This window comes from Delftia deserti (genome assembly GCF_042653485.1).
GTDB classification, from domain to species: Bacteria; Pseudomonadota; Gammaproteobacteria; order Burkholderiales; family Burkholderiaceae_C; genus Comamonas; species Comamonas acidovorans.
Map to the genome: position 1 here is coordinate 5540431 of NZ_JBHSIH010000001.1, position 21363 is coordinate 5561793.

General features: G+C 63.7%; 22 protein-coding genes and 1 tRNA gene. 16 read left to right on the forward strand and 7 right to left on the reverse strand.

The features are described from left to right. Positions 1–36: 36 nt before the first annotated feature. The gene (ribD, locus tag ACFPFG_RS26210; protein ID WP_380108850.1) at positions 37–1185 is read left to right on the forward strand and encodes a bifunctional diaminohydroxyphosphoribosylaminopyrimidine deaminase/5-amino-6-(5-phosphoribosylamino)uracil reductase RibD; all 1149 of its coding nucleotides are present in this window, start codon (positions 37–39) and stop codon (positions 1183–1185) included. Between the two features lie 20 nt (positions 1186–1205). Here the strand turns inward: ribD and ACFPFG_RS26215 are convergent, their stop codons facing one another. The 7 genes from ACFPFG_RS26215 to ACFPFG_RS26245 all read right to left on the reverse strand — a co-directional run bounded on the left by ACFPFG_RS26215 (position 1206) and on the right by ACFPFG_RS26245 (position 7420). Continuing rightward, positions 1206–1643 (reverse strand): type IV pilin protein, encoded by a 438-nt coding sequence (locus ACFPFG_RS26215; protein ID WP_380108852.1) that lies wholly within the window; start codon positions 1641–1643, stop codon positions 1206–1208. Next, complete coding sequence (locus ACFPFG_RS26220) at positions 1640–3985, reverse strand: pilus assembly protein (RefSeq protein WP_380108854.1); 2346 nt, start codon at positions 3983–3985, stop codon at positions 1640–1642. The genes ACFPFG_RS26215 and ACFPFG_RS26220 overlap by 4 nt, the downstream gene beginning before the upstream one ends. Positions 3986–4048: 63 nt before the next feature. Further along, complete coding sequence (locus tag ACFPFG_RS26225) at positions 4049–4813, reverse strand: pilus assembly PilX family protein (RefSeq protein ID WP_380108856.1); 765 nt, start codon at positions 4811–4813, stop codon at positions 4049–4051. Further along, positions 4810–5685, reverse strand: coding sequence for a PilW family protein (locus ACFPFG_RS26230; protein WP_183019798.1), 876 nt, complete (start codon positions 5683–5685; stop codon positions 4810–4812). Before ACFPFG_RS26230 ends, ACFPFG_RS26225 begins: the two co-directional genes overlap by 4 nt. Then, positions 5682–6302, reverse strand: coding sequence for a type IV pilus modification protein PilV (gene pilV / locus ACFPFG_RS26235; RefSeq protein WP_183019797.1), 621 nt, complete (start codon positions 6300–6302; stop codon positions 5682–5684). The genes ACFPFG_RS26230 and pilV overlap by 4 nt, the downstream gene beginning before the upstream one ends. Next, the gene (locus ACFPFG_RS26240) at positions 6293–6856 is read right to left on the reverse strand and encodes a GspH/FimT family pseudopilin (RefSeq protein WP_183019796.1); all 564 of its coding nucleotides are present in this window, start codon (positions 6854–6856) and stop codon (positions 6293–6295) included. The genes pilV and ACFPFG_RS26240 overlap by 10 nt, the downstream gene beginning before the upstream one ends. Before the next feature lie 249 nt (positions 6857–7105). Continuing rightward, positions 7106–7420, reverse strand: a complete 315-nt coding sequence (locus ACFPFG_RS26245; RefSeq protein WP_183019795.1) for a hypothetical protein — start codon at positions 7418–7420, stop codon at positions 7106–7108. A 240-nt stretch (positions 7421–7660) separates the two neighbouring features. Between ACFPFG_RS26245 and rpsO the strand changes: the two genes are divergently transcribed. The 15 genes from rpsO (at position 7661) to nuoI (ending at position 21336) form a co-directional block, all read left to right on the forward strand. Next, positions 7661–7927, forward strand: a complete 267-nt coding sequence (gene rpsO, locus ACFPFG_RS26250) for a 30S ribosomal protein S15 (protein ID WP_012206984.1) — start codon at positions 7661–7663, stop codon at positions 7925–7927. A gap of 207 nt (positions 7928–8134) precedes the next feature. After that, positions 8135–10396 carry a polyribonucleotide nucleotidyltransferase gene (gene pnp, locus ACFPFG_RS26255; protein WP_013801059.1) on the forward strand — a complete coding sequence of 754 codons (2262 nt, stop codon included), beginning with the start codon at positions 8135–8137 and terminating at the stop codon, positions 10394–10396. A 119-nt stretch (positions 10397–10515) separates the two neighbouring features. Further along, positions 10516–11517: an NAD(P)H-quinone oxidoreductase gene (locus tag ACFPFG_RS26260; protein WP_380108860.1), complete on the forward strand. Its 1002-nt coding sequence runs from the start codon at positions 10516–10518 to the stop codon at positions 11515–11517. A 2-nt stretch (positions 11518–11519) separates the two neighbouring features. Continuing rightward, a complete protein-coding gene (gene tpiA / locus ACFPFG_RS26265) occupies positions 11520–12266 on the forward strand; it encodes a triose-phosphate isomerase (RefSeq protein WP_197955447.1) in 747 nt (248 codons plus the stop codon). Positions 12267–12324: 58 nt separating this feature from the next. Next, complete coding sequence (gene secG, locus ACFPFG_RS26270) at positions 12325–12717, forward strand: preprotein translocase subunit SecG (protein WP_183019793.1); 393 nt, start codon at positions 12325–12327, stop codon at positions 12715–12717. Between the two features lie 117 nt (positions 12718–12834). Next, positions 12835–12919, forward strand: a tRNA-Leu gene (locus ACFPFG_RS26275). 73 nt (positions 12920–12992) lie between these two features. Then, a complete protein-coding gene (locus ACFPFG_RS26280; protein ID WP_012206979.1) occupies positions 12993–13352 on the forward strand; it encodes an NADH-quinone oxidoreductase subunit A in 360 nt (119 codons plus the stop codon). A gap of 23 nt (positions 13353–13375) precedes the next feature. Beyond that, the gene (locus ACFPFG_RS26285; protein ID WP_012206978.1) at positions 13376–13855 is read left to right on the forward strand and encodes a NuoB/complex I 20 kDa subunit family protein; all 480 of its coding nucleotides are present in this window, start codon (positions 13376–13378) and stop codon (positions 13853–13855) included. A 10-nt stretch (positions 13856–13865) separates the two neighbouring features. Continuing rightward, positions 13866–14474 carry an NADH-quinone oxidoreductase subunit C gene (locus ACFPFG_RS26290; RefSeq protein ID WP_312372980.1) on the forward strand — a complete coding sequence of 203 codons (609 nt, stop codon included), beginning with the start codon at positions 13866–13868 and terminating at the stop codon, positions 14472–14474. Positions 14475–14506: 32 nt separating this feature from the next. Further along, a complete protein-coding gene (locus ACFPFG_RS26295) occupies positions 14507–15760 on the forward strand; it encodes an NADH-quinone oxidoreductase subunit D (RefSeq protein ID WP_012206976.1) in 1254 nt (417 codons plus the stop codon). Further along, a complete protein-coding gene (nuoE, locus tag ACFPFG_RS26300; protein ID WP_012206975.1) occupies positions 15757–16248 on the forward strand; it encodes an NADH-quinone oxidoreductase subunit NuoE in 492 nt (163 codons plus the stop codon). Before ACFPFG_RS26295 ends, nuoE begins: the two co-directional genes overlap by 4 nt. After that, entirely contained in the window at positions 16245–17603 is a 1359-nt protein-coding gene (gene nuoF / locus ACFPFG_RS26305) for an NADH-quinone oxidoreductase subunit NuoF (RefSeq protein ID WP_183019791.1), read from the forward strand. Before nuoE ends, nuoF begins: the two co-directional genes overlap by 4 nt. A 15-nt stretch (positions 17604–17618) precedes the next feature. Next, positions 17619–19742 carry an NADH-quinone oxidoreductase subunit NuoG gene (nuoG, locus tag ACFPFG_RS26310; protein ID WP_380108865.1) on the forward strand — a complete coding sequence of 708 codons (2124 nt, stop codon included), beginning with the start codon at positions 17619–17621 and terminating at the stop codon, positions 19740–19742. Continuing rightward, the gene (gene nuoH / locus ACFPFG_RS26315) at positions 19739–20815 is read left to right on the forward strand and encodes an NADH-quinone oxidoreductase subunit NuoH (protein ID WP_012206972.1); all 1077 of its coding nucleotides are present in this window, start codon (positions 19739–19741) and stop codon (positions 20813–20815) included. Before nuoG ends, nuoH begins: the two co-directional genes overlap by 4 nt. An 11-nt stretch (positions 20816–20826) precedes the next feature. Further along, positions 20827–21336 carry an NADH-quinone oxidoreductase subunit NuoI gene (gene nuoI / locus ACFPFG_RS26320; RefSeq protein WP_012206971.1) on the forward strand — a complete coding sequence of 170 codons (510 nt, stop codon included), beginning with the start codon at positions 20827–20829 and terminating at the stop codon, positions 21334–21336. Positions 21337–21363 lie beyond the last annotated feature (27 nt).

The following is a 21363-nucleotide window of genomic DNA, read 5'->3' on the forward strand; positions in this document are numbered from 1 at the left end:
TCGACCGCTCAGGCGGATGGAAGGAAAAGGGTGAAGATGTTTGACAAATTGGCTGCTGGCGCTGCTTCAGGACCCATGGTCGCAGCGCTTGGCCAAGCACGGGAGGCCATGTATCGCACATCCCCAAACCCTCGCGTAGGGTGCTGCATCATGGATGTGCACGGCCATGTGATCGGTCAAGGCGCCACCCAGCGTGCAGGTGGTCCGCATGCTGAAATCATGGCCTTGCGCGATGCCCAGTCCCGGGGGCATTCCGTTCGAGGCGCCACTGCCTATGTAACCCTTGAGCCCTGCGCCCACCAAGGCCGCACGGGGCCTTGCTGCGATGCGCTGGTGGAGGCCGGCATCGGCAAGGTCGTGGCGTCGTTGATGGATCCCAATCCCAGCGTGGGTGGCCAGGGCTTCGAGCGGCTGCGCGCCGCAGGTGTCGAGGTTGAGATTGGTGATGGCGCAGATCAGGCGTGGGAGCTGAATCTGGGATTTTTCAGCCGCATGCTTCGGGGTAGGCCTTGGGTGCGCGCCAAAGTGGCGGCCTCTCTGGATGGCATCACTGCATTGAGCAATGGGCAGAGCCAGTGGATCACCTCTGCCGAAGCCCGACATGATGGCCATGCCTGGCGCGCTCGCTCCTGTGCGATTCTCACGGGCATAGGCACGGTGCTTGCCGATAATCCTCGCCTGGATGTCAGGGCGGTCGAAACATTCCGGCAGCCCACGCTCATCGTGGCGGATAGCCAGCTTCAGACACCTCCGGATGCAGCCCTGTTTGCGGCGCAACGCAAGGTCGTCATCTACACAGCCGCCACTGATCTGGCGTCAGACCGAGCGCTTGCGCTGGTGGAGCGTGGAGCGCAGTTGCTGTGTATGCCTGATGGACAGGGGCGTGTGGATGTCCAGGCCATGATCCACGATCTGGCAAGGCTGGAAGTGAATGAACTGCATGTCGAGGCGGGTCATCGACTCAACGCAGCGCTTGCCGAGGCAGGGCTGGTGGATGAGTGGTTGGCCTATCTGGCCCCCAAGCTTCTGTGGGGCGGGGCCGGTTGGGCCGACATGCCCTCTTTGAGCAGGCTCGCCGACGCGCAGGCCATGTCATTCCAGTCGGTCGCAAGCGTGGGCGACGACTTGCGGGTGATTCTTCGGAAAGTAGGAGCGGATCGGCTTGGCATGGATGGCTCAACCTGAGGCGTCGCAAGCGGTCGCAGCTACCGCCCCCAGCACTCTATCGCCTTGGTATTCGCACCCAGGTTCCGTGCATCGCGCTCGCCCGTATGGGTCAGTGTGAAATCGCCGCATCGGTCGCCGAGCTGGGAGCCGCGGCGCGTGGCGATCAGGGTGTAGGTGTCGTCGTCGTGGCCGCTGGTTGCCAAAAACTCGATGGTGTAGCGCTTGCTGGAGTCGCGGGCCCAGGTCAGATCGACGGGGAGCGTGGTGGGGTAGGCCCCGTTGGCCGTGGCTGCGCGCTCCAGCCATTGCTGGGCCTGCAGCAGGCCGGCGCGGGCATCGGCGCGGTGGACTCCACGGATGTATTCGTTGTAGCTGGGCACGGCGACGGTGCCGAGAATGACTATGACGGCCACGACGATCATGAGTTCTATAAGTGTGAAGCCCGGGGGTGCAGGGCGGCGCACTGTGCGGCTCATTTCATTTGGCGCCAGCTGGGGCGCAGGGATTGCTCGGGCATGCGGGCGAGTACGTTGCGGTGGCCATCGGTGTCGTAGCCAATGGCGTGATGGCCTTTGTTGAGCAATGTCTGGGCTCCCCCTGAGACGGCTGTGCGCGAGGTTTCCTGGTCCGCCGTGTCGTAGACGCCGTCGCCGTTGCTGTCCATCAATGGAACACCGGGTCGCTTGCCATCCATGATGTTCATGAGCGTCAGAAATTGGCTTTCCCCGCTCACATTGCAGGCGTCCGCGGGGCTTGTGGTTTCACCAGGGCGCCTGGAGGATCTGGCGGGTATCTGGCTGTAGATCGCGAGGAGGTTGCTGCCGTCGTAGAAGCTCATCGGCTTGAGCAGGCGCTCGCCAGGCAGGGGAAGGTCCATGTACCAGCCTTTGTGCCGCGTCCAGTCGAGGTCGGTGGTGGAGTCCACTCGCCAGGCGCCACGGCCTACGGTCCCTTGCGTCTGATGGGTCACCGAGCGTTTGGCCAGCTCACCGATGCCGGATACAGGGGCTGGACGCTGTTCCGCAGGCAGCTTGCATTCAGAGTCCGAGTCACCCGGGCAAGGCTGTATACGGCCGTCCGCGAGCAGCTTGTAGCGGGTGTTGTCGAGGATGGAATAGATGCTCTGCACCGCCGTGTTGCCAGTGTCCTGCTGGGTGGTGTTGCGTCCTGTGCCGAATGCCACCAGCATGCCGCCCGCAGTCACGCGTTTGTCGCTTCCTGCGGCTTCTGTGGTGACGCTGTACCGGTCATTGGCGCGTACGGACGCAGGGGCGGTAATGGGCTGGCGCAGCGCGCGAGAGGCCGTTGGCGAACTGCCGCCTGTGGCGGTGTACAGCGGCCGGCCGTCGAAAGCCACGCTCCAGGCGGAGGAGGCATCGCTGGCAATGATGAATTTCCACAGATTGCCCTGGAGGTCGCCCGCATAGACCACATCGGGCCGGCCATCGCCATTGATGTCCACGAGGCGTGGGGCGGAGAGCCCGTTGTTGGTGGTCTCCGGTGTGGTGCTGGTCGGGATGTCGCCTGTGGCCACGATGCGCAGCAGTTCCTGGTTGCCATCGAGGTACTGGATCAGCAGCACGGGCCGCTGGTTGGTGCTGTGATAGCCGTTGCCAGTCACCAGAGCCCAGCGGTTGTTGTTCAACTGCGTGATCTGGATGCTGCGTTGCGGGTTGGCATCGTCCCGCACGGGCGCTGCAAGGATATGGCCCAGGTCCTTGTCTTCCTGGCAAGCGGTGCGCTGCCGGGGGGCGGCGGAGAGGGGGCAGTCACCGGGATGGCTGTTGCGGGTCTGGGTGCGGTCCAGCAGGACCAGCGTGCTGGCGCCGTGCTCGTTGAAAGCCTCTGGGTGCGTGATGTCCAGCACAAAGTAGCCTTTGGCTCCGGCGCCCGCCATGCCTGCCAGCACGGTACGCCACTGCGGGGATGCACGGGTGCCCGAGTTGATGTCGCCGCTCATGGCGGAGCCGTCCACGAAGTAGCGATGCCGGGTGTCGTAGTCGAGGTCGGAAAGGCGTGCCAGCCCCGAAATCACGCCACGGGGGATGTAGGCGATCTTCTCGCTGCCGTCTGTGGCGGAAAAGCCGTGCAGCATGCCGTCGTTGCCGCCCACGTAAATCATGGGCTGGCGCTTTTGCTGGGCGAGCGCATAGGCCGCATAGCCCGGCAAAGGCGAGTTGTCCACGGGACGGCCGGTATGCCAGATCTGGGAGTTGACGATATCGCCCTGGCGTGAGCTGCGTTGGCGAAAAGGGTGGGCCGGGTCGGGGCGCGGCGGTTGTCCCGCAGCTTCCATTCGGCGGTCGCCACGTATGAAGTTGAACCTGTGCTTGCCCAGTTGGTCTGCCCTGCCTTCGGCATCGACGCCGAAAGATGCCTTGTGGGGGCTGTCCAGCTCATGCCATTTGAAAGACACGCCCCTTTGCCGCCTGTCACTCCAGGTCAGGATCAGGCGTTCATTGAGTACCTGTTGATCACTGAGTGCATCCAGGTGGTCAGCCGTGCTTTTGCCTTGCCAGCCGGCTGCTGCGGTGATGCTCCCGTCGGCCTGGACCGTTTCTGCATTGATCCAGCCGCTCCAGGCGGCTTTGGCACTGTAGCGGGACGTGAATATGTCCACGCCCGCCTGTGCAATCACGCTGCCGCTGGAAGTGGCGGAGCTGCTGCGGCCCTTGGCATCGGCTGGCTGGCCTGTCGGGCAGTCTTCAATGGGCGTGGCAAATTCGTTGTCCTCTCTCTGCGCCAGGGAAACTGGCGTGCCTGCCCCGGAGAAACGTTGGGCCTGGCTGCTTTGCGCGGCCAGGACTGCGGCTATCAAGGCTGGCAGCAGGAGGGGGCGGAGCCCAGGGTGGAAGAGATAAGGCATGTCAGACGTTCTGAATCAGTCGCGGCGCTTCTGGCGGACATAGGTCTGTTGCAGCACCACCTGGGTGCCGCTCTTGCGGCCGTGAGCGATGGCCGTGATGCGATAGATCACCTGGGGTTGCATGTAGAGGGCCAGACGTGGAGAGTCGTTGGCGATGAGACCTGAATTCCCTGCGTTGGCGTCATAGGGCAGGATCTCTATCCAGTACCAGCCCCCTTTTCCTGTCTCACGGTTTGCCAGGATGGGATTGCTCTTGCCTTCAGAAATGGCGCCCGTGAACTGGCCGTAGCGCGCGGCTACATCGGGGGCGGTCATCTGGCTCAGCGTGATCCCTTGGGTCTCGTCCACGTTGTTCCAGAAGTCCTGAGGCCCTGTGCGCTTGGTGCACAGGGCGTCTCTGCAGCTTGTGGGTGTGGCTTGGTTCAGGCTCGCCAGCAGCAAGCCAATTTCCTGGGTTTCCTGGGGAAACTGGGTGACGGTTGCGCCGCTGCGGCAGACGGAGGGATTGCTGCTGATGGCGGCGCAGGCCGCGCCGCTGGCCTGCTCGCCTCGAACGTCCAGTTCTGCATCCTGCAACAAGGCCTGTGCAGCTTCGAGTGCGTGCTGGTAGTCGGCATCGTTTCCCACGAACATTTCGTTGAACAGGGCGCTGCGCGATGCCCAGAGTGCCAGCAGCATGGACAGCATGACCACGGCAATCACGATGAACAGCGCAATGCCATGCTGGCGCTGTGCCGTGCAGCGGTGCGCAGGCCGCATGTTGGGTGCCTTGGCGTTCATCCGGCCAGTCCCTGGCTGCGCAGCTGGTACACGCTGCGGAAGACCATGTGCAAACGTCGGGTCCTTGGCGCTGGCAGCGTGGTGATATCGATGGATCTGGCTGTGCCGTCACTGTCCGCGCAATCGGTATAGCTGCTGTTGGCGGGCATGTTGATGACTTCGATCCCGAAAAGCACCAGACAGACCTCGGCGGCAACGACGCGTGGCCAGTCCTGGCCCACGGCGGCTGCGTTGACGTACTGCAGGCGTGCATCACCCTTCGGCGACTGGATCAGATAGCGCACCTGGAAGTTGGCGACGTTCTGGGCCAGTGGCTGGGCTCCAGCCGAGGGTGCTCCGGCGCAGCGCAGGGTGTTTTTGCTGGCGTCCAGCGCAAAGCGGCTCAGTATCAGGCTGTGGCTGTTGGTCTGGCCCAGGCAATTGCGCTGCAGTGAAGTTTCGATGGCCGAGGCGTGAAGCGGCTGCGTGTAGTTGCTGTAGCCCACTGCGAGCTTGTATTGAGCGCGGCCTGGCGCATCGAGGCCCAGGATGGTGTCGTGCGCAGGGTCGAAATCTTGTGCGCTTGCCTCGAATGCAACGGGATCCGCCATGTCAACGGTGTCTGTTCCCTTGTTTGAGGACGAGAGAAGCAGTCGAAGAGATCCTGCCTGCCGGATCTGCCGGCCCATGACGCGGAAGATGTGGGATGCCTGCTGCTGCAGATGGCTGGCATCGCTGACGGTGCCGGAGACGGCGCGTGAGGCCATGAGTGCGCCCAGGGCCACTGCGATGATCAGCATTCCAAGGAGAAGGCCAACCAGCAGTTCGACCAGGCTCAGGCCGCGTTGACCTGGCTGCACCAGGGTCGCGGCGGCGATGCGGGTGTGCTTCATGGGCTTGCGCAGAAGAACTGGACTGCGTTGTTGGCAAGATACGGCGCGCAGCGAGCGCTGAGCGCTATGTATTGCAGGTGGCAGGTTCTGCCGGTGGGGCAGGCCATGGCTTCGTCGCCGTGTGTGCCATCGCTATGTAGTCCGATGGGGTTTTTGTATCCGGCTTTGCTGGATTTCTCGTTTTCACGCCAGCTGATCACGATGCCCAGTTGGCGTCCGTTGCTGGCGTCGTCTGTTGCAGGGAAGACCTTGGCGGCTCCGCCTGGCAGCAGTTGGGGCACGGAAGCCTTCCACAGCGCAAGGTTGTAGCTGGCCAGCGTTTCCGCGTCACAGGGGGAGGCGCTGCAGTCGGCGGTGGATTCAGGGGTGTGATCCCAATCGGATTCGTAGTTGCCCATCTGCCCTAGAGAGTTGGGATTGGCGTGGGTGCGCTCGCTGAAGTCTTCGATCAGCCGGATCGCCTGAGCACGGCGCACGCCGCTTTGGGTATCGACCAGGGCGCGCACCTGCAGGCTCAGGATTCCCAGAACACCCAAGGCCGTGACGACGGTGGCGACCAGGGTTTCGATCAGGGTGAAGCCGTTGGCGCGCCGAGCGTGGGTGCTTGTCAGGCGCATGGAATGCCCTCCCGGCCGACCACCCGGATACGTCCGCCGGACGAAACGCAGACGCCTTTCGCCGCGGCAGAGACGAGGCCGGCGGAGGATGGGGCGATGGCGAAGCCCATGGCGGTGAGTCCACCCATCTGCCCCCATCGGTCCACACTGATGATGGCGGCGGATCTGGAGCGGGTGACAAGGGTGCGTGCAGGAGTGTCGAAGCGCTGTAGTTCTTCCCGGGGATCCCAGCGCCTGTTGCCATTGCGGTCAACGAACACTACCCAGCCACAGCCCCAGTCCGCGTGACGTGCAGCCAGAGTGCAGCCGTTGGTGCCTTGGGGGAGTTTCTGGATGAAGACGCCGCCCCCGCGCCGGACGGCTTCGGAGCGCGCGTATTGCAGCGTCGACTGCAGGCCCTCGACGGTCTGGCGAACGCGCCATCGCTCGATGATGAGGTTGAAGCTGGGGGCTGCCAGCGTTGTGAGTACGGCGAGGATGGCGACGACGACCATCAGCTCGATGGCCGTGAAGCCTTTTGCGCCCGGGCGAGCCTGAGGCCAGGTCGATGACATGTCTTGAATCCCTCCCCGTCGATCTGCTTGCGAAGCGCTGGTGGTTCTTGCGCGCCGCTCAATCTATTGGGGTTCTTCGTGCATGTCTTTCAGACAAATCTGTTTCTACCTTCAACAACTAGGAGTCGTGCCATTGGTGTACGGTCATCCGGCATGAGGACGCGTCCAAAAAATCCAATGGCGACAAGGCATTGCCGGCTTTGCCGCTATCGGTCTCCGGGGGTAGGACGGTTTTTGTCGGGAGTATGCTCAGCGCTGGCGTCTGCCGGGTGGCTGCCCGGTATATCCGGCGCATGCCCCGGCGTTGTGCCTGCCCTGGCATTCGCGGTACAGCCGCTTGTCGCGTTGCTCGGGCGATTCCTCGGAACTGCTGCGCTGGGTTGGAACACGGACCCGCTGTCCGCTCTTTTTGCGCTTGGCGCCTTGCGCCGCCGATGTGTCGGAGCGGTGAGGGGTCGCTTGGGCCGGCAGGGCCAGGCAAAGGGCCGCGACCAGGCACAGCAGGGTGCATTGCTGCCGGTGTGCGTGCCAGGTTGCTGCGGTGGATGAAGAACGCATTGCCATGGTGTTGCCCTCCCGTGATCTATGGAATGTCTGCAGGCCTTGCGACATTCTGGGCGGGCTGTCGGCAGATGCGGCGCGGGGCCACAAAGCATGTGTGGGTGCTGGACTGGGCGCGCTTGTTATAATCCCAGGGTTTTGCATGGTGCAAGACGCACGTCGGGGCCTTTCCAGTCCCGGCGCAAGTAACCAAGGCTGCCTCCCTGCTCTTGTCTGTGAGGGGCCAATTTCCAAGGAAAAAAAATGATCGCATCTTCCGTGAAGGCTGAAGTCGTCAAGTCCAACGCACGCTCTGCCAACGATACTGGCAGCCCAGAAGTGCAAGTGGCCCTGCTGACCGCACGCATCAACGAGCTGACCCCTCACTTCAAGCAACACGCCAAGGACCACCACGGTCGTCGCGGCCTGCTGCGCATGGTGAGCCGTCGTCGCAAGCTGCTGGACTACCTCAAGTCCAAGGACGCTGATCGCTACACCGCACTGATCGCCAAGCTGGGCCTGCGCAAGTAAGCACGGTGGGAGATCAAAACGCCTGAGTTAGCCTGTCTAGCTCAGGCGTTTTTTACTTCGGAGAATGCAAGACAGAGCGAAGCTGTGTCATTCCAGTGCTGCTGATTTGATAGCGTTGAATCCAGCACTGGAATGGCATCGTGTTCTGAATTGCTCTCCATCATGGACCGATGAGTGCATCGGGCCGCCCATTCCAAAGGAGCAATAATGTCCATCTTCAACAAAGTCACCAAGACCTTCCAGTGGGGCCAGCACACGGTCACCATGGAAACCGGCGAGATCGCTCGCCAGGCTTCCGGCGCCGTGCTGGTCAACATCGATGACACCGTGGTGCTGGCCACCGTGGTGGCATCCAAGCAGGCCAAGTCCGGCCAGGACTTCTTCCCGCTGACCGTCGATTACATCGAGAAGACCTACGCCGCAGGCAAGATCCCCGGCAGCTTCTTCAAGCGCGAAGCCAAGCCCAGCGAACTCGAAACCCTGACCAGCCGCCTGATCGACCGCCCGATCCGCCCGCTGTTCCCCGAAGGTTTCTACAACGACGTGCACGTGGTCATCCACACCGTGTCGCTGAACCCCGAAGTCGATGCCGACATCGCCGCCCTGATCGCCACCTCGGCTGCCCTGTCCGTGTCGGGCATTCCCTTCAATGGCCCCATCGGTGCTGCCCGCGTGGGCTACATCAATGGCGAGTACGTGCTCAACCCCGGTCAGACCCAGCGCAAGGATTCGCAGATGGATCTGGTCGTGGCCGGTACCGAAGCCGCCGTGCTGATGGTGGAGTCCGAAGCGCAGCAACTGCCTGAAGACGTGATGCTGGGCGCCGTGGTCTTTGGCCACGAGCAAGGCCGCATCGCCATCGAAGCCATCCATGAGCTGGTGCGCGAAGCAGGCAAGCCCGTCTGGGACTGGGTTGCTCCCGCCAAGGACGAAGAGCTGATCGCCAAGGTGGCGGCACTGGGCGATGAAGCCCTGCGCACGGCCTACCAGATCCGCAACAAGCAAAGCCGCACGCAGGCCTGCCGCGAAGCCTACGCCGCCGTGAAGGCCGGCCTGACGGCCCAGGGCGTGGAGTTCGACGGCGTCAAGGTCGAAGGCATGCTGTTCGACATCGAGGCACGCATCGTTCGCAGCCAGATCCTGGCCGGCGAGCCGCGCATCGACGGCCGTGACACGCGCACCGTGCGCCCCATCGAAATCCGCAACTCCGTGCTGCCCCGCACGCACGGCTCGGCCCTGTTCACGCGCGGCGAGACGCAGGCCCTGGTCGTGTCCACGCTGGGCACCGAGCGCGATGCGCAGCGCATCGACGCGCTGGCTGGCGAGTTCGAGGACCGCTTCCTGTTCCACTACAACATGCCTCCCTTTGCCACCGGCGAAGTGGGCCGCATGGGTTCGACCAAGCGCCGCGAAATCGGCCACGGCCGTCTGGCCAAGCGCGCCCTGGCAGCCTGCCTGCCCAGCAAGGAAGAATTCCCCTACACCATCCGCGTGGTGTCGGAGATCACCGAGTCCAACGGCTCCTCGTCCATGGCTTCGGTCTGCGGCGGCTGCCTGTCGATGATGGATGCAGGCGTCCCGATGAAGGCCCACGTGGCCGGCATCGCCATGGGCCTGATCAAGGAAGACAACCGCTTCGCCGTGCTGACCGACATCCTGGGCGATGAAGATCACCTGGGCGACATGGACTTCAAGGTGGCCGGCACCACCAGCGGCATCACTGCGCTGCAGATGGACATCAAGATCCAGGGCATCACCAAGGAAATCATGCAGGTCGCCCTGGCCCAGGCCAAGGAAGCGCGCATGCACATCCTGGGCAAGATGCAGGAAGCCATGGGCGAAGCCAAGGCCGAGATCTCGTCCTTCGCTCCCAAGCTGTACACGATGAAGATCAACCCCGAGAAGATCCGTGACGTGATCGGCAAGGGCGGCTCCACCATCCGTGCGCTGACCGAAGAGACCGGCACGCAGATCGACATCGGCGAAGACGGCACCATCACGATCGCCTCCAGCGATGCCGCCAAGGCCGACGAAGCCAAGCGCCGCATCGAAGAGATCACGGCCGAAGTCGAAATCGGCAAGATCTACGAAGGCCCGGTCACCAAGATCCTGGACTTCGGTGCTCTCGTGAACCTGCTGCCCGGCAAGGACGGTCTGCTGCACATCAGCCAGATTGCCCACGAGCGCGTGGAACGCGTCGCCGACTACCTGCAGGAAGGCCAGATCATCAAGGTCAAGGTCATGGAGACCGACGAAAAGGGTCGTGTCAAGCTGTCGCTGAAGGCGTTGACCGAGCGCCCTGCCGGCATGGAGCGCAGCGAGCGCCCCGCGCCTGCCGAGCGTGAGTTCCGCCAGCCGCGTGAGCCCCGCCAGCAGCGCGAGTTCCGCGAGCCGCGTGAGCCCCGCGAGCCCCGTGACGGCGGCCGTCCGGCTGCCGAGGGCGAGCAGCAACAGCAACAGCAGCAGTAATGCCCGGCAAGGCCATTCCCCAAAAGGGGGTGGCCTTGCAGGTGCATGTGGTGACTGGCAAAAAGCGCTGACCTGTTCAGCGCTTGTGGCATTTTTGACAGGGATTGCGAGGTCGAAAGATGGAAAAGCAAATCATGCGTGCCGTGGAACTCACGGACTTTGGTGCTCCCGAGGTATTGCGCCTGGGCGAGCGTCCGCTGCCCGTTGCGGGTGCGCAGGAGTTGCTGATCCAGGTGTCGGCCAGTGGTGTCAATCGCCCTGATGTGTTGCAGCGCAAGGGTCACTATGCTCCGCCGCCCGGCGCCTCCGATCTGCCCGGGCTGGAAGTGGCCGGGGTGATCGTGTCGGGCGATGACGAAGCCATGCGGCTGGCAGGCCTGCGCGTGGGAGACCGCGTGTGCGCGCTGCTGGCCGGTGGTGGCTATGCGGAGTACTGCGTTGCGCCCGTGGCCCAGTGCCTGCCCATCCCGGCAGGGCTCAGCGAGGTGGAGGCTTCGGCATTGCCCGAGACCTTCTTCACCGTCTGGAGCAATGTATTCGATCGCGGTGCCTTGCAGGCGGGCGAAACCCTGCTGGTGCAGGGCGGCAGCAGCGGCATCGGCGTGACGGCCATCCAGCTGGCCAAGGCGCGCGGCGCCACGGTCATCGTGACTGCTGGCTCCGATGCCAAGTGCTCCGACTGCCTGAAGCTGGGTGCCGACCATGCCATCAACTACCGTACCCAGGACTTTGCCGCGGAGGTGCAGCGCATCACCGAAGGCAGGGGTGTGGACGTGATCCTTGACATGGTGGCGGGTGGCTATGTGGCGCGCGAGGTGCAAAGCCTGGCAGAGGATGGCCGCCTGGTCATCATTGCGGTGCAGGGCGGCATCAAGGCGGAGTTCGACGCGGGCCTGGTCCTGCGTCGCCGTCTGCTGGTGACGGGCTCCACGCTGCGTCCGCGGCCTGTCGCTTTCAAGGCTGCCATTGCCCAGGCCCTGCGCCGCGAGGTCTGGCCGCTCATCGAGGCAGGCGGCATTCGTCCTGTGATCCATAGCACCTTCGCTGCCGCTGATGCCGACAAGGCGCACGCGCTGATGGAGTCGAGTCAGCACACCGGCAAAATCGTTTTGACGTGGTAACCATGAAGAAGAAACTCATCGTCGGCAACTGGAAGATGAATGGCAGCCTGGCTGCCAATGCCGTTTTGCTCAAGGCCCTCAAGGAGGGGCTGCCCGAGGGGGGCAATGCGGGCGTGGCTGTGGCCGTGCCTGCCGTCTATCTGGCCCAGGCCCAGGCCGAGCTTGAGGGCTCGGCCATCGGCGTGGCCGCGCAGGACGTGTCGCAGCATGAATCGGGTGCCTATACGGGCGAGCTGTCGGCGGCAATGCTTCGGGATTTTGGCGTGCGCTATACGCTGGTCGGGCACTCGGAGCGTCGCCAGTACCATGGCGAAACCGATGCCGTGGTGGCGCTGAAGGCGCAGGCCGCGCTGGCCAAGGGCGTCACGCCCATCGTCTGTGTGGGCGAAACGCTGGCGGAGCGCGAGGCGGGGCAGACCGAAGAAGTGGTCAAGCGCCAGCTGGCGGCCGTGATCCACCAGGTGGGCCAGTGCATCAATGAGCTGGTCGTGGCCTATGAGCCCGTCTGGGCGATTGGCACCGGCAGGACCGCCACGCCGGAGCAGGCCCAGCAGGTGCATGCCGTGCTGCGCGCACAGCTGGCGGCTGCCAGCCGGCAGGCCGATCGCATCGCCTTGCTGTACGGCGGCAGCATGAATGCCTCCAATGCAGCCCAGCTTCTGGCCCAGGCCGACATTGATGGTGGCCTGGTGGGCGGAGCGTCGCTCAAGGCAGCCGATTTCCTGACCATCATCGCTGCGGCCCAGTAGGCCGGGGCGGTTTTTCCATTCGCTTTTTTAGCTCTCGCGTTACTAGCAGGTACAACCAATGAATGCATTCGCAAGCGTGATCCTCGCCGTTCAGATGCTGTCGGCTCTCGGCATGATCGGCCTGATCCTGATTCAACATGGCAAGGGTGCCGACATGGGTGCCTCGTTCGGCAGCGGCAGCTCCGGCAGCCTGTTCGGTGCCTCCGGCAGCGCCAACTTCCTGTCGCGCTCCACGGCAGGCCTGGCCACGGTGTTCTTCGTGGCCACGCTGGCGCTGGCCTATCTGAGCAATGCGCGTCCCGTCAGCTCGGGCAGCGTGCTGGAAGGTGCCGCGCCCATCACGGCGCCGGCGCCTGCGGCCGCAGGCGCTGCTGGCGAAGTGCCCGCTCCTGCTGCAGGCCAGGCGCCTGCTGCCGGTGCTGAAGGCGCCGCGCAGATCCCCACGAAATAATTTCGAACAAAGTCCTCGGTCCTTCGGGTCCGAGGGTTTTTCAGAGTAGAATCTAGAGATTGTTCGGTAGGCAGAATCTTTGCAACGAAGATAAAGAGCCAGCTGAAATCAAGACTTGCCGTCGTGGTGAAATTGGTAGACACGCTATCTTGAGGGGGTAGTGGCGAAAGCTGTGCGAGTTCGAGTCTCGCCGACGGCACCAAGATATAACTAAGAGCCTGCCCTGCTGATCAGGCTGATCGGTGCGGGCATGCCTTTCAAGGTAGCCGCACACGATGAACATCGACCAGTATCTTCCCGTTCTTTTGTTCATTCTCGTCGGCATGGGTGTCGGCGTGGTCCCCCTGGTACTGGGGTATGTGCTGGGTCCGAACCGACCCGATGCCGCCAAGAACTCCCCCTATGAATGTGGCTTCGAGGCCTTCGAAGACGCGCGCATGAAGTTCGATGTGCGCTACTACCTCGTCGCCATCCTGTTCATCCTGTTTGATTTGGAAATCGCCTTTCTGCTGCCCTGGGCCGTTGCGCTTCGGGACGTGGGTGGGGCCGGTTTCGCCGCTGTCCTTATTTTCCTGACCGTTCTCGTCGTGGGCTTTGTCTACGAATGGAAGAAGGGTGCGTTGGACTGGGACTGAAGCGGGTTCACTAAGGAAACACGATGATCGAAGGCGTGATGAAAGAAGGCTTCATCACCACGAGTTACGACTCTGTGGTGAATTGGGCCAAGACGGGCTCGCTGTGGCCCATGACATTTGGTCTGGCCTGCTGCGCGGTGGAGATGATGCACGCTGCGGCGGCGCGTTACGACATCGGTCGCTTTGGCTCGGAAGTCTTCCGTGCCAGCCCGCGGCAGTCGGACCTGATGATTGTGGCCGGCACCCTGTGCAACAAGATGGCGCCCGCCATGCGCAAGGTCTATGACCAGATGTCCGAGCCCCGCTGGGTCATCTCCATGGGCTCGTGCGCCAACGGCGGCGGCTACTACCACTACAGCTATTCCGTGGTGCGCGGCTGTGACCGCATCGTGCCGGTCGATGTCTATGTGCCTGGCTGCCCCCCTACGGCGGAAGCCCTGATCTACGGCATCATCCAGCTGCAGCAGAAGATCCGCCGCACCCATACCATCGCTCGCGTCTAAGGGCTAGATGATGACTGCTATTGCGATTCACCCCGAAGTGCTTCGGGATGTGGTGGCTGCTGCCTTGGGCGACAAGGCGCGCAGCGTGACCGTGGCCCTGGGCGAGGTGACGGTTGAAGTGTCCGCCGCCCAGTATCTGGAGGCCATGCAGGTTCTGCACACCGCCCCGGATTGCCGGTTCGAGGTCCTGGTGGACCTGTGCGGCGTGGACTACTCCACCTATGCAGAAGTCGGCCGCGAAGGCCCGCGCTTTGCCGTGGTGTCCCACCTGTTGTCGATCAGCCTGAACCAGCGCCTGCGCGTCCGTGTCTTTTGCAGCGACGACGATTTCCCGGTGGTGGCTTCCGTCACTCCCGTCTGGGCGGGTGCGAACTGGTTCGAGCGCGAGGCGTTCGACCTGTTCGGCATCGTTTTCGACGGCCATGACGACCTGCGCCGCATCCTGACCGACTACGGCTTCATCGGCCATCCCTTCCGCAAGGACTTCCCGCTGTCGGGCCATGTGGAAATGCGCTATGACCCCGAGCAGCAGCGCGTGGTGTACCAGCCGGTCACCATCGAGCCCCGCGAGATCACGCCGCGGATCATCCGCGAAGACAACTACGGGGGCCTGCACTGAAGGCGCTCCAGGCGCCTTTTTGATGGACGACCATGGCTGAAATCAAGAACTATTCCCTGAACTTTGGTCCGCAGCACCCGGCAGCGCACGGCGTGCTGCGCCTGGTGCTGGAGCTCGACGGTGAAGTGGTGCAGCGCGCAGACCCGCACATCGGTCTGCTGCACCGCGCGACAGAAAAACTGGCAGAGAGCAAGACCTACATCCAGTCGCTGCCCTATATGGACCGGCTGGACTACGTGTCCATGATGTGCAACGAGCACGCCTACTGCCTGGCCATCGAGAAGCTGCTGGGCATCGAGGTGCCCATCCGCGCCCAGTACATCCGCGTGATGTATTCGGAGATCACCCGCATCATGAATCACCTGATGTGGCTGGGCTCCAGCGGCAACGATGCGGGCAGCTCCACGACGCTGATCTACACCTTCCGTGAGCGCGAAGACCTCATGGACATGTACGAGGCGGTTTCTGGCGCCCGCATGCACGCGGCCTACTTCCGTCCGGGCGGCGTCTACCGCGACCTGCCCGACACCATGCCGCAGTACAAGGCCAGCAAGGTGCGCAATGCGCGCTCGGTCGAGATCATGAACCGCAACCGCCACGGCTCGTTGCTGGACTTCATCGATGACTTCACGCAGCGCTTCCCCAAGTGCGCGGACGAGTACGAGACCCTGCTGACCGACAACCGCATCTGGAAGCAGCGCAACGTGGACATCGGCGTGGTGACGGCCGAGCGCGCCATGAACCTGGGCCTGACCGGCCCCATGCTGCGAGCCTCCGGCGTGGCCTGGGACATGCGCAAGTCGCAGCCCTACGAGGTCTATGACCGCATGGACTTCGACGTGCCCGTGGGCAAGACCGGCGACTGCTACGACCGCTATCTGGTGCGCGTGGCCGAAATGCGCCAGTCCAACCGCATCATCAAGCAGTGCGTGGACTGGCTGCGTGCCAATCCGGGCCCGGTGATCGTGGACAACCACAAGATTGCTCCGCCGCCGCGCGAAGGCATGAAGTCCAACATGGAAGAGCTGATCCACCACTTCAAGCTCTTCACCGAAGGTTTCCGCGTGCCCGAAGGCGAGGCTTACGCGGCCATCGAACACCCCAAGGGGGAGTTCGGCATCTACATCGTGAGCGACGGGGCCAACAAGCCCTACCGCCTGAAGATCCGTCCGCCGGGATTCGCCAATCTGTCCGCCATGGACGAACTGTGCCGAGGCCACATGCTGGCCGACGCCGTGATGGTGCTGAGTACCCTGGACATCGTGTTTGGAGACGTTGACCGATGATTACCGAAGCGACCAAGGAGCGCTTTGCGCGCGAGGTGGCCAAGTACCCGGCCGACCAGAAGCAGTCTGCCGTGATGGCCTGCCTGTCCATCGTGCAGCAGGAGCAGGGCTGGGTCAGCGCCGAGAGCGAGGCCGTGATTGCCGAGTTCCTGGGCATGGCCGAGATCGCGGTGCATGAAGTCACCACGTTCTACAACATGTACAACCAGCGCCCCACGGGCACGTACAAGCTGAACGTCTGCACCAACCTGCCTTGCCAGCTGCGCGACGGCTACAAGGCGCTGCACCATCTGGAATCCCGCCTGGGCATCAAGATGGGCGAGACCACGCCTGACGGCATGTTCACGCTGCAGCAGTCCGAGTGCCTGGGCGCCTGCGCGGATTCGCCGGTGATGCTGGTGAACGACCGCTGCATGTGCAGCTTCATGAGCAACGAGAAGCTCGACGAATTGATCGACGGCCTGCGCGCCGCGGAGGGCAAGGCATGAACGCCGCCGCACAATCGGTCCTGGCCAAGTTTGCCTCTTCGGGCAGCGAGACCTGCTTCCACGACCGCCACATCAATCCCCAGATCTATGCCGACCTGACCGGCGCCAACTGGTCCATCAAGGACTACGAGGCACGCGGCGGCTACCAGGCGCTGCGCAAGATCCTGGGCAAGGATGGCAGCGAGGGCCTGACCCAGGACCAGGTGATCGCCACCGTCAAGGAATCGGGACTGCGCGGGCGCGGCGGCGCAGGTTTCCCCACGGGCCTGAAGTGGAGCTTCATGCCCCGCCAGTTCCCGGGCCAGAAGCACCTGGTCTGCAACTCGGATGAAGGCGAGCCGGGCACCTGCAAGGACCGCGACATCCTGGTGCACAACCCGCACATCGTGATCGAGGGCATGATCATCGCCGCCTACGCGATGGGCATCTCCCTGGGCTACAACTACATCCACGGCGAAATCTTCGAGGCCTATGAGCGCTTCGAGGCCGCGCTGGAGGAAGCCCGTGCCGCCGGCTACCTGGGTGACAGCATCATGGGCAGCAGCTTCAGCTTCCAGCTGCACGCGCACCATGGCTTCGGCGCCTACATCTGCGGCGAAGAGACTGCGCTGCTGGAGTCGCTGGAAGGCAAGAAGGGCCAGCCGCGCTTCAAGCCGCCGTTCCCGGCCAGCTTCGGCCTGTACGGCAAGCCGACCACCATCAACAACACCGAAACCTTTGCGGCCGTTCCCTGGATCATCCGCAACGGCGGCGCTGCGTACCTGGAGTGCGGCAAGCCCAACAACGGTGGCACCAAGATCTTCTCGGTCAGCGGTGACGTGAACCTGCCCGGCAACTACGAAGTGCCGCTGGGCACGCCCTTCAGCAAGCTGCTGGAGCTGGCCGGTGGTGTGCGCACGGGCCGCAAGCTCAAGGCGGTGATCCCCGGCGGATCGTCCTCGCCCGTGCTGCCGGCCGACATCATCATGGAATGCACGATGGACTACGATTCCATCGCCAAGGCCGGCTCCATGCTGGGCTCGGGCGCCGTGATCGTGATGGACGACTCGCGCGACATGGTCGAGAGCCTGCTGCGCCTGTCCTACTTCTACCAGCACGAGTCCTGCGGCCAGTGCACCCCTTGCCGCGAAGGCACGGGCTGGCTGTGGCGCGTGGTCAACCGAATCGAGCACGGCGAGGGCCGTCCTGAAGACATCGAGCTGTTGGACTCGGTGTCCGTGAACATCATGGGGCGCACGATCTGTGCGCTGGGCGACGCGGCAGCCATGCCGGTACGCGCCATGATCAAGCACTTCCGCCACGAGTTTGAAGCGAAGATCCAGAACGCTTCCAAGCAGACGGTCCACGCCGCCTGATCGCGAGAAAAGCATATGGTTGAAATTGAACTGGACGGAAAAAAGGTGGAGGTCGCCGAAGGCTGCATGGTCATGCATGCAGCCGAGAAGGCAGGCACCTACATCCCGCATTTCTGCTATCACAAGAAACTTTCCATCGCCGCCAACTGCCGCATGTGCCTGGTGGATGTGGAAAAAGCCCCCAAGCCCATGCCCGCCTGCGCCACGCCCGTGACGCAGGGCATGATCGTGCGCACCAAGAGCGAGAAGGCAATCAAGGCACAGCAATCGGTGATGGAGTTCCTGCTCATCAATCACCCGCTGGACTGCCCGATCTGCGACCAGGGCGGCGAATGCCAGCTGCAGGATCTGGCCGTGGGCTACGGAAGCTCCGCCTCGCGCTACGAGGAAGAAAAGCGCGTGGTCTTTCACAAGGACGTGGGCCCGCTGATCTCCATGCAGGAGATGAGCCGTTGCATCCACTGCACCCGCTGCGTGCGCTTCGGACAGGAAGTGTCCGGCGTGATGGAGCTGGGCATGATCAACCGCGGCGAGCACTCCGAGATCACCACGGTGGTGGGCGATACGGTGGACTCCGAGCTGTCGGGCAATATGATCGACATCTGCCCTGTGGGCGCGTTGACCAGCAAGCCCTTCCGCTACAGCGCCCGCACCTGGGAGCTGTCGCGCCGCAAGTCGGTCTCGCCCCATGATTCCACGGGTGCCAACCTCATCGTCCAGGTCAAGAACCACAAGGTTCTGCGCGTCGTGCCCTTCGAGAACGAAGAGGTCAACGAGTGCTGGATCGCCGACCGCGATCGCTTCTCCTACGAAGCCCTGAACAGCGACGAACGCCTGACCCGCCCCATGCTCAAGCAAGGCGGCGAGTGGAAGGAAGTCGATTGGCAGACCGCCCTCGAATACGTGGCCAACGGCCTGCGCCAGATCAAGAACGACCATGGCGCCTCCGCCATCGGTTCGCTGGTGAGCCCGCACAGCACGCTGGAAGAGCTGTACCTGGCCGGCAAGCTGGTGCGCGGCCTGGGCAGCGAGAACATCGACTACCGCCTGCGCAATGCCGAGTTCATCGCCGCCCAGGGCGTGCAGTGGCTGGGCACGCCCATCGCGTCGCTGTCCAAGCTGCAAGGCGTCCTGGTGCTGGGCTCGAACCTGCGCAAGGACCATCCGCTGTTCGCGCAGCGCATCCGCCAGGCTGCCAAGCAGGGCTGCGCCGTGCTCGCCATCAATGAGCGTGTCTACGACTGGGCCATGCCGGTGACGGCGTCCATTGTGGCTGCCCCGGACTGGGCCCAGGCGCTGGCCGATGTGGCCGCCGCCGTGGCGCAGGAAAAGGGCGTTGCCGCTCCCGTGGCCGCCGCCAACGTGCATGCCGAGGCCCAGGCCATCGCTGCCGCGCTGCTGCGCGGCGAGCGCAAGGCCATCTTGCTGGGCAATGCCGCTGCGCACCACGCACAGGCATCGACCCTGCTGTCGCTGGCCAACTGGATTGCCGAGCAGACCGGCGCCTCGGTCGGCTACCTGACCGAAGCCGCCAACACGGTGGGCGCGCAATGGGTGGGCGCACAGCCTGCCGCCTCGGGCCTGAATGCAGGCCAGATGCTGGCAGGCGGCCTCAAGGCCGTGCTGCTGCTGAACAACGAGCCCGTGTTCGACTCCGCTGCCGGCGCCCGCGCCGCAGAGGCACTGGGCAAGGCCGAGATGGTCGTGACCCTGAGCCCCTTCAAGGCCAACATGGAATTCAGCGACGTGCTGCTGCCCATCGCCCCGTTCACGGAAACCTCGGGCAGCTTCGTCAACGCCGAAGGCCGCCTGCAAAGCTTCCACGCCGTGGTCAAGCCGCTGGCCGAAGCCCGTCCGGGCTGGAAGGTGCTGCGCGTGCTGGCCAACCTGCTGGGCGTGCAGGGCGTGGACTACGAGACGTCGCAGGACGTGCTCGCAGCCGCCACCGCCGGTGCCACCGGCGTGCCGGCCAACCTGCTGGGCAACGGTGCGCCTGCCGTGAATTCCATCGCCAACGGTGCCGGCCATGCCGCGCCCGTGGTGGCCAGCATTTATCAGCTCGACAGCATCGTGCGCCGCGCGACATCGCTGCAACTGACGGCAGATGCACGTCAGGCTCGTGAGGGAGGCGCCGCATGATTGACGCACTCAAGACGGCCGGTGCCGGCCTGATCGCTGCACCCTGGTGGACCGACGTGGCCTGGCCCGTGCTCTGGATCCTGCTGGGCATCGTTGCCATCGTCGCCCCGCTGATGGGCGCCGTGGCCTACCTGACGCTGTGGGAGCGCAAGCTGCTGGGCTTCATGCAGGTTCGCATGGGTCCCAACCGCGTGGGTCCCTTCGGCCTGCTGCAGCCCCTGGCCGACGGCCTGAAGCTGCTGACCAAGGAACTGATCCAGCCCACGGCTGCTGCCAAGGGCCTGTTCTACGTGGGCCCGGTGATGGCCATCATGCCCGCCCTGGCGGCATGGGTGGCGATCCCCTTCGGTCCCGACGTGGCCCTGGCCAACGTCAACGCCGGCCTGCTGCTGATCATGGCCATCACGTCCATCGAAGTCTATGGCGTGATCATTGCGGGCTGGGCCTCCAACTCCAAGTACGCCTTCCTGGGCGCGCTGCGCGCCTCGGCGCAGATGGTCAGCTATGAAATCGCGCTGGGCTTCTGCTTCCTGGTGGTGATCATGGTCACGGGCAGCATGAATCTGACGCAGATCGTGCTGAGCCAGGGCCAGGGCCAATTCGCCAGCATGGGTGCCAGCGTCCTGTCGTGGAACTGGCTGCCGCTGCTGCCGATCTTCGTGGTCTACCTGATCTCGGCCGTGGCCGAGACCAACCGCCACCCCTTCGACGTGGTCGAAGGCGAAGCCGAAATCGTGGCCGGCCACATGGTCGAGTACTCGGGCATGGGCTTTGCCATCTTCTTCCTGGCCGAATACGCCAGCATGTGGCTGGTGTCCATCCTGGCCGTGGTGATGTTCTTGGGCGGCTGGCTGCCTCCGTTCGACTTCCTGTCGTTCATCCCCGGATGGATCTGGCTGGCGGCGAAGACTTTCCTGGTCGTGTCCATGTTCATCTGGATCCGTGCCACCTTCCCGCGCTTTCGCTATGACCAGATCATGCGTCTGGGCTGGAAGATCTTCATTCCCGTCACCCTGGTGTGGCTGGTCGTCGTGGGTGGCTGGATGCACTCGCCTTGGAACATCTGGAACTGAGCGGAGCAAGAATGTCTGCGGTTGCTGCTACCCCATTTTCGATCAAAGATTTCCTCAAGAGCTTCATGCTCTGGGAACTGGCCAAGGGCATGGCCCTGACTGGCCGCTACACCTTCCGCCGCAAGGTCACGGTGCAGTTCCCCGAGGAAAAGACACCCCTGTCGCCGCGTTTTCGCGGACTGCACGCCCTGCGCCGTTATGACAACGGCGAAGAGCGCTGCATTGCCTGCAAGCTGTGCGAGGCGGTGTGCCCGGCCATGGCCATCACTATCGAGTCCGATGTGCGTGACGACGGCTCGCGCCGCACCACGCGCTACGACATCGACCTGACCAAGTGCATCTTCTGCGGCTTCTGCGAGGAAAGCTGCCCGGTGGACTCGATCGTCGAGACGCATATCTTCGAATACCACGGAGAAAAGCGCGGCGACCTGTACTTCACCAAGGACATGCTGCTGGCCGTTGGCGATCGCTACGAACCCGAGATTGCCGCGGCCAAGGCTGCGGACGCCAAGTACCGCTGAAGCGGCTCCTTGATCACTTGAAAAGAT

Coding starts and splice junctions, on each gene's coding strand:
- nuoH (WP_012206972.1), top strand. CDS start 19,739: ATGATTGACGCACTCAAGACGGCCGGTGCCGGCCTGATCGCTGCACCC.
- ACFPFG_RS26285 (WP_012206978.1), top strand. CDS start 13,376: ATGATCGAAGGCGTGATGAAAGAAGGCTTCATCACCACGAGTTACGAC.
- ACFPFG_RS26295 (WP_012206976.1), top strand. CDS start 14,507: ATGGCTGAAATCAAGAACTATTCCCTGAACTTTGGTCCGCAGCACCCG.
- secG (WP_183019793.1), top strand. CDS start 12,325: ATGAATGCATTCGCAAGCGTGATCCTCGCCGTTCAGATGCTGTCGGCT.
- tpiA (WP_197955447.1), top strand. CDS start 11,520: ATGAAGAAGAAACTCATCGTCGGCAACTGGAAGATGAATGGCAGCCTG.
- pilV (WP_183019797.1), bottom strand. CDS start 6,302: ATGCGCCTGACAAGCACCCACGCTCGGCGCGCCAACGGCTTCACCCTG.
- nuoI (WP_012206971.1), top strand. CDS start 20,827: ATGTCTGCGGTTGCTGCTACCCCATTTTCGATCAAAGATTTCCTCAAG.
- pnp (WP_013801059.1), top strand. CDS start 8,135: ATGTCCATCTTCAACAAAGTCACCAAGACCTTCCAGTGGGGCCAGCAC.
- rpsO (WP_012206984.1), top strand. CDS start 7,661: ATGATCGCATCTTCCGTGAAGGCTGAAGTCGTCAAGTCCAACGCACGC.
- ACFPFG_RS26290 (WP_312372980.1), top strand. CDS start 13,866: ATGACTGCTATTGCGATTCACCCCGAAGTGCTTCGGGATGTGGTGGCT.
- ACFPFG_RS26260 (WP_380108860.1), top strand. CDS start 10,516: ATGGAAAAGCAAATCATGCGTGCCGTGGAACTCACGGACTTTGGTGCT.
- ACFPFG_RS26230 (WP_183019798.1), bottom strand. CDS start 5,685: ATGAAGCACACCCGCATCGCCGCCGCGACCCTGGTGCAGCCAGGTCAA.
- nuoF (WP_183019791.1), top strand. CDS start 16,245: ATGAACGCCGCCGCACAATCGGTCCTGGCCAAGTTTGCCTCTTCGGGC.
- nuoG (WP_380108865.1), top strand. CDS start 17,619: ATGGTTGAAATTGAACTGGACGGAAAAAAGGTGGAGGTCGCCGAAGGC.
- ACFPFG_RS26280 (WP_012206979.1), top strand. CDS start 12,993: ATGAACATCGACCAGTATCTTCCCGTTCTTTTGTTCATTCTCGTCGGC.
- ACFPFG_RS26225 (WP_380108856.1), bottom strand. CDS start 4,813: ATGAACGCCAAGGCACCCAACATGCGGCCTGCGCACCGCTGCACGGCA.
- ribD (WP_380108850.1), top strand. CDS start 37: ATGTTTGACAAATTGGCTGCTGGCGCTGCTTCAGGACCCATGGTCGCA.
- ACFPFG_RS26240 (WP_183019796.1), bottom strand. CDS start 6,856: ATGTCATCGACCTGGCCTCAGGCTCGCCCGGGCGCAAAAGGCTTCACG.
- ACFPFG_RS26245 (WP_183019795.1), bottom strand. CDS start 7,420: ATGGCAATGCGTTCTTCATCCACCGCAGCAACCTGGCACGCACACCGG.
- ACFPFG_RS26215 (WP_380108852.1), bottom strand. CDS start 1,643: ATGAGCCGCACAGTGCGCCGCCCTGCACCCCCGGGCTTCACACTTATA.
- nuoE (WP_012206975.1), top strand. CDS start 15,757: ATGATTACCGAAGCGACCAAGGAGCGCTTTGCGCGCGAGGTGGCCAAG.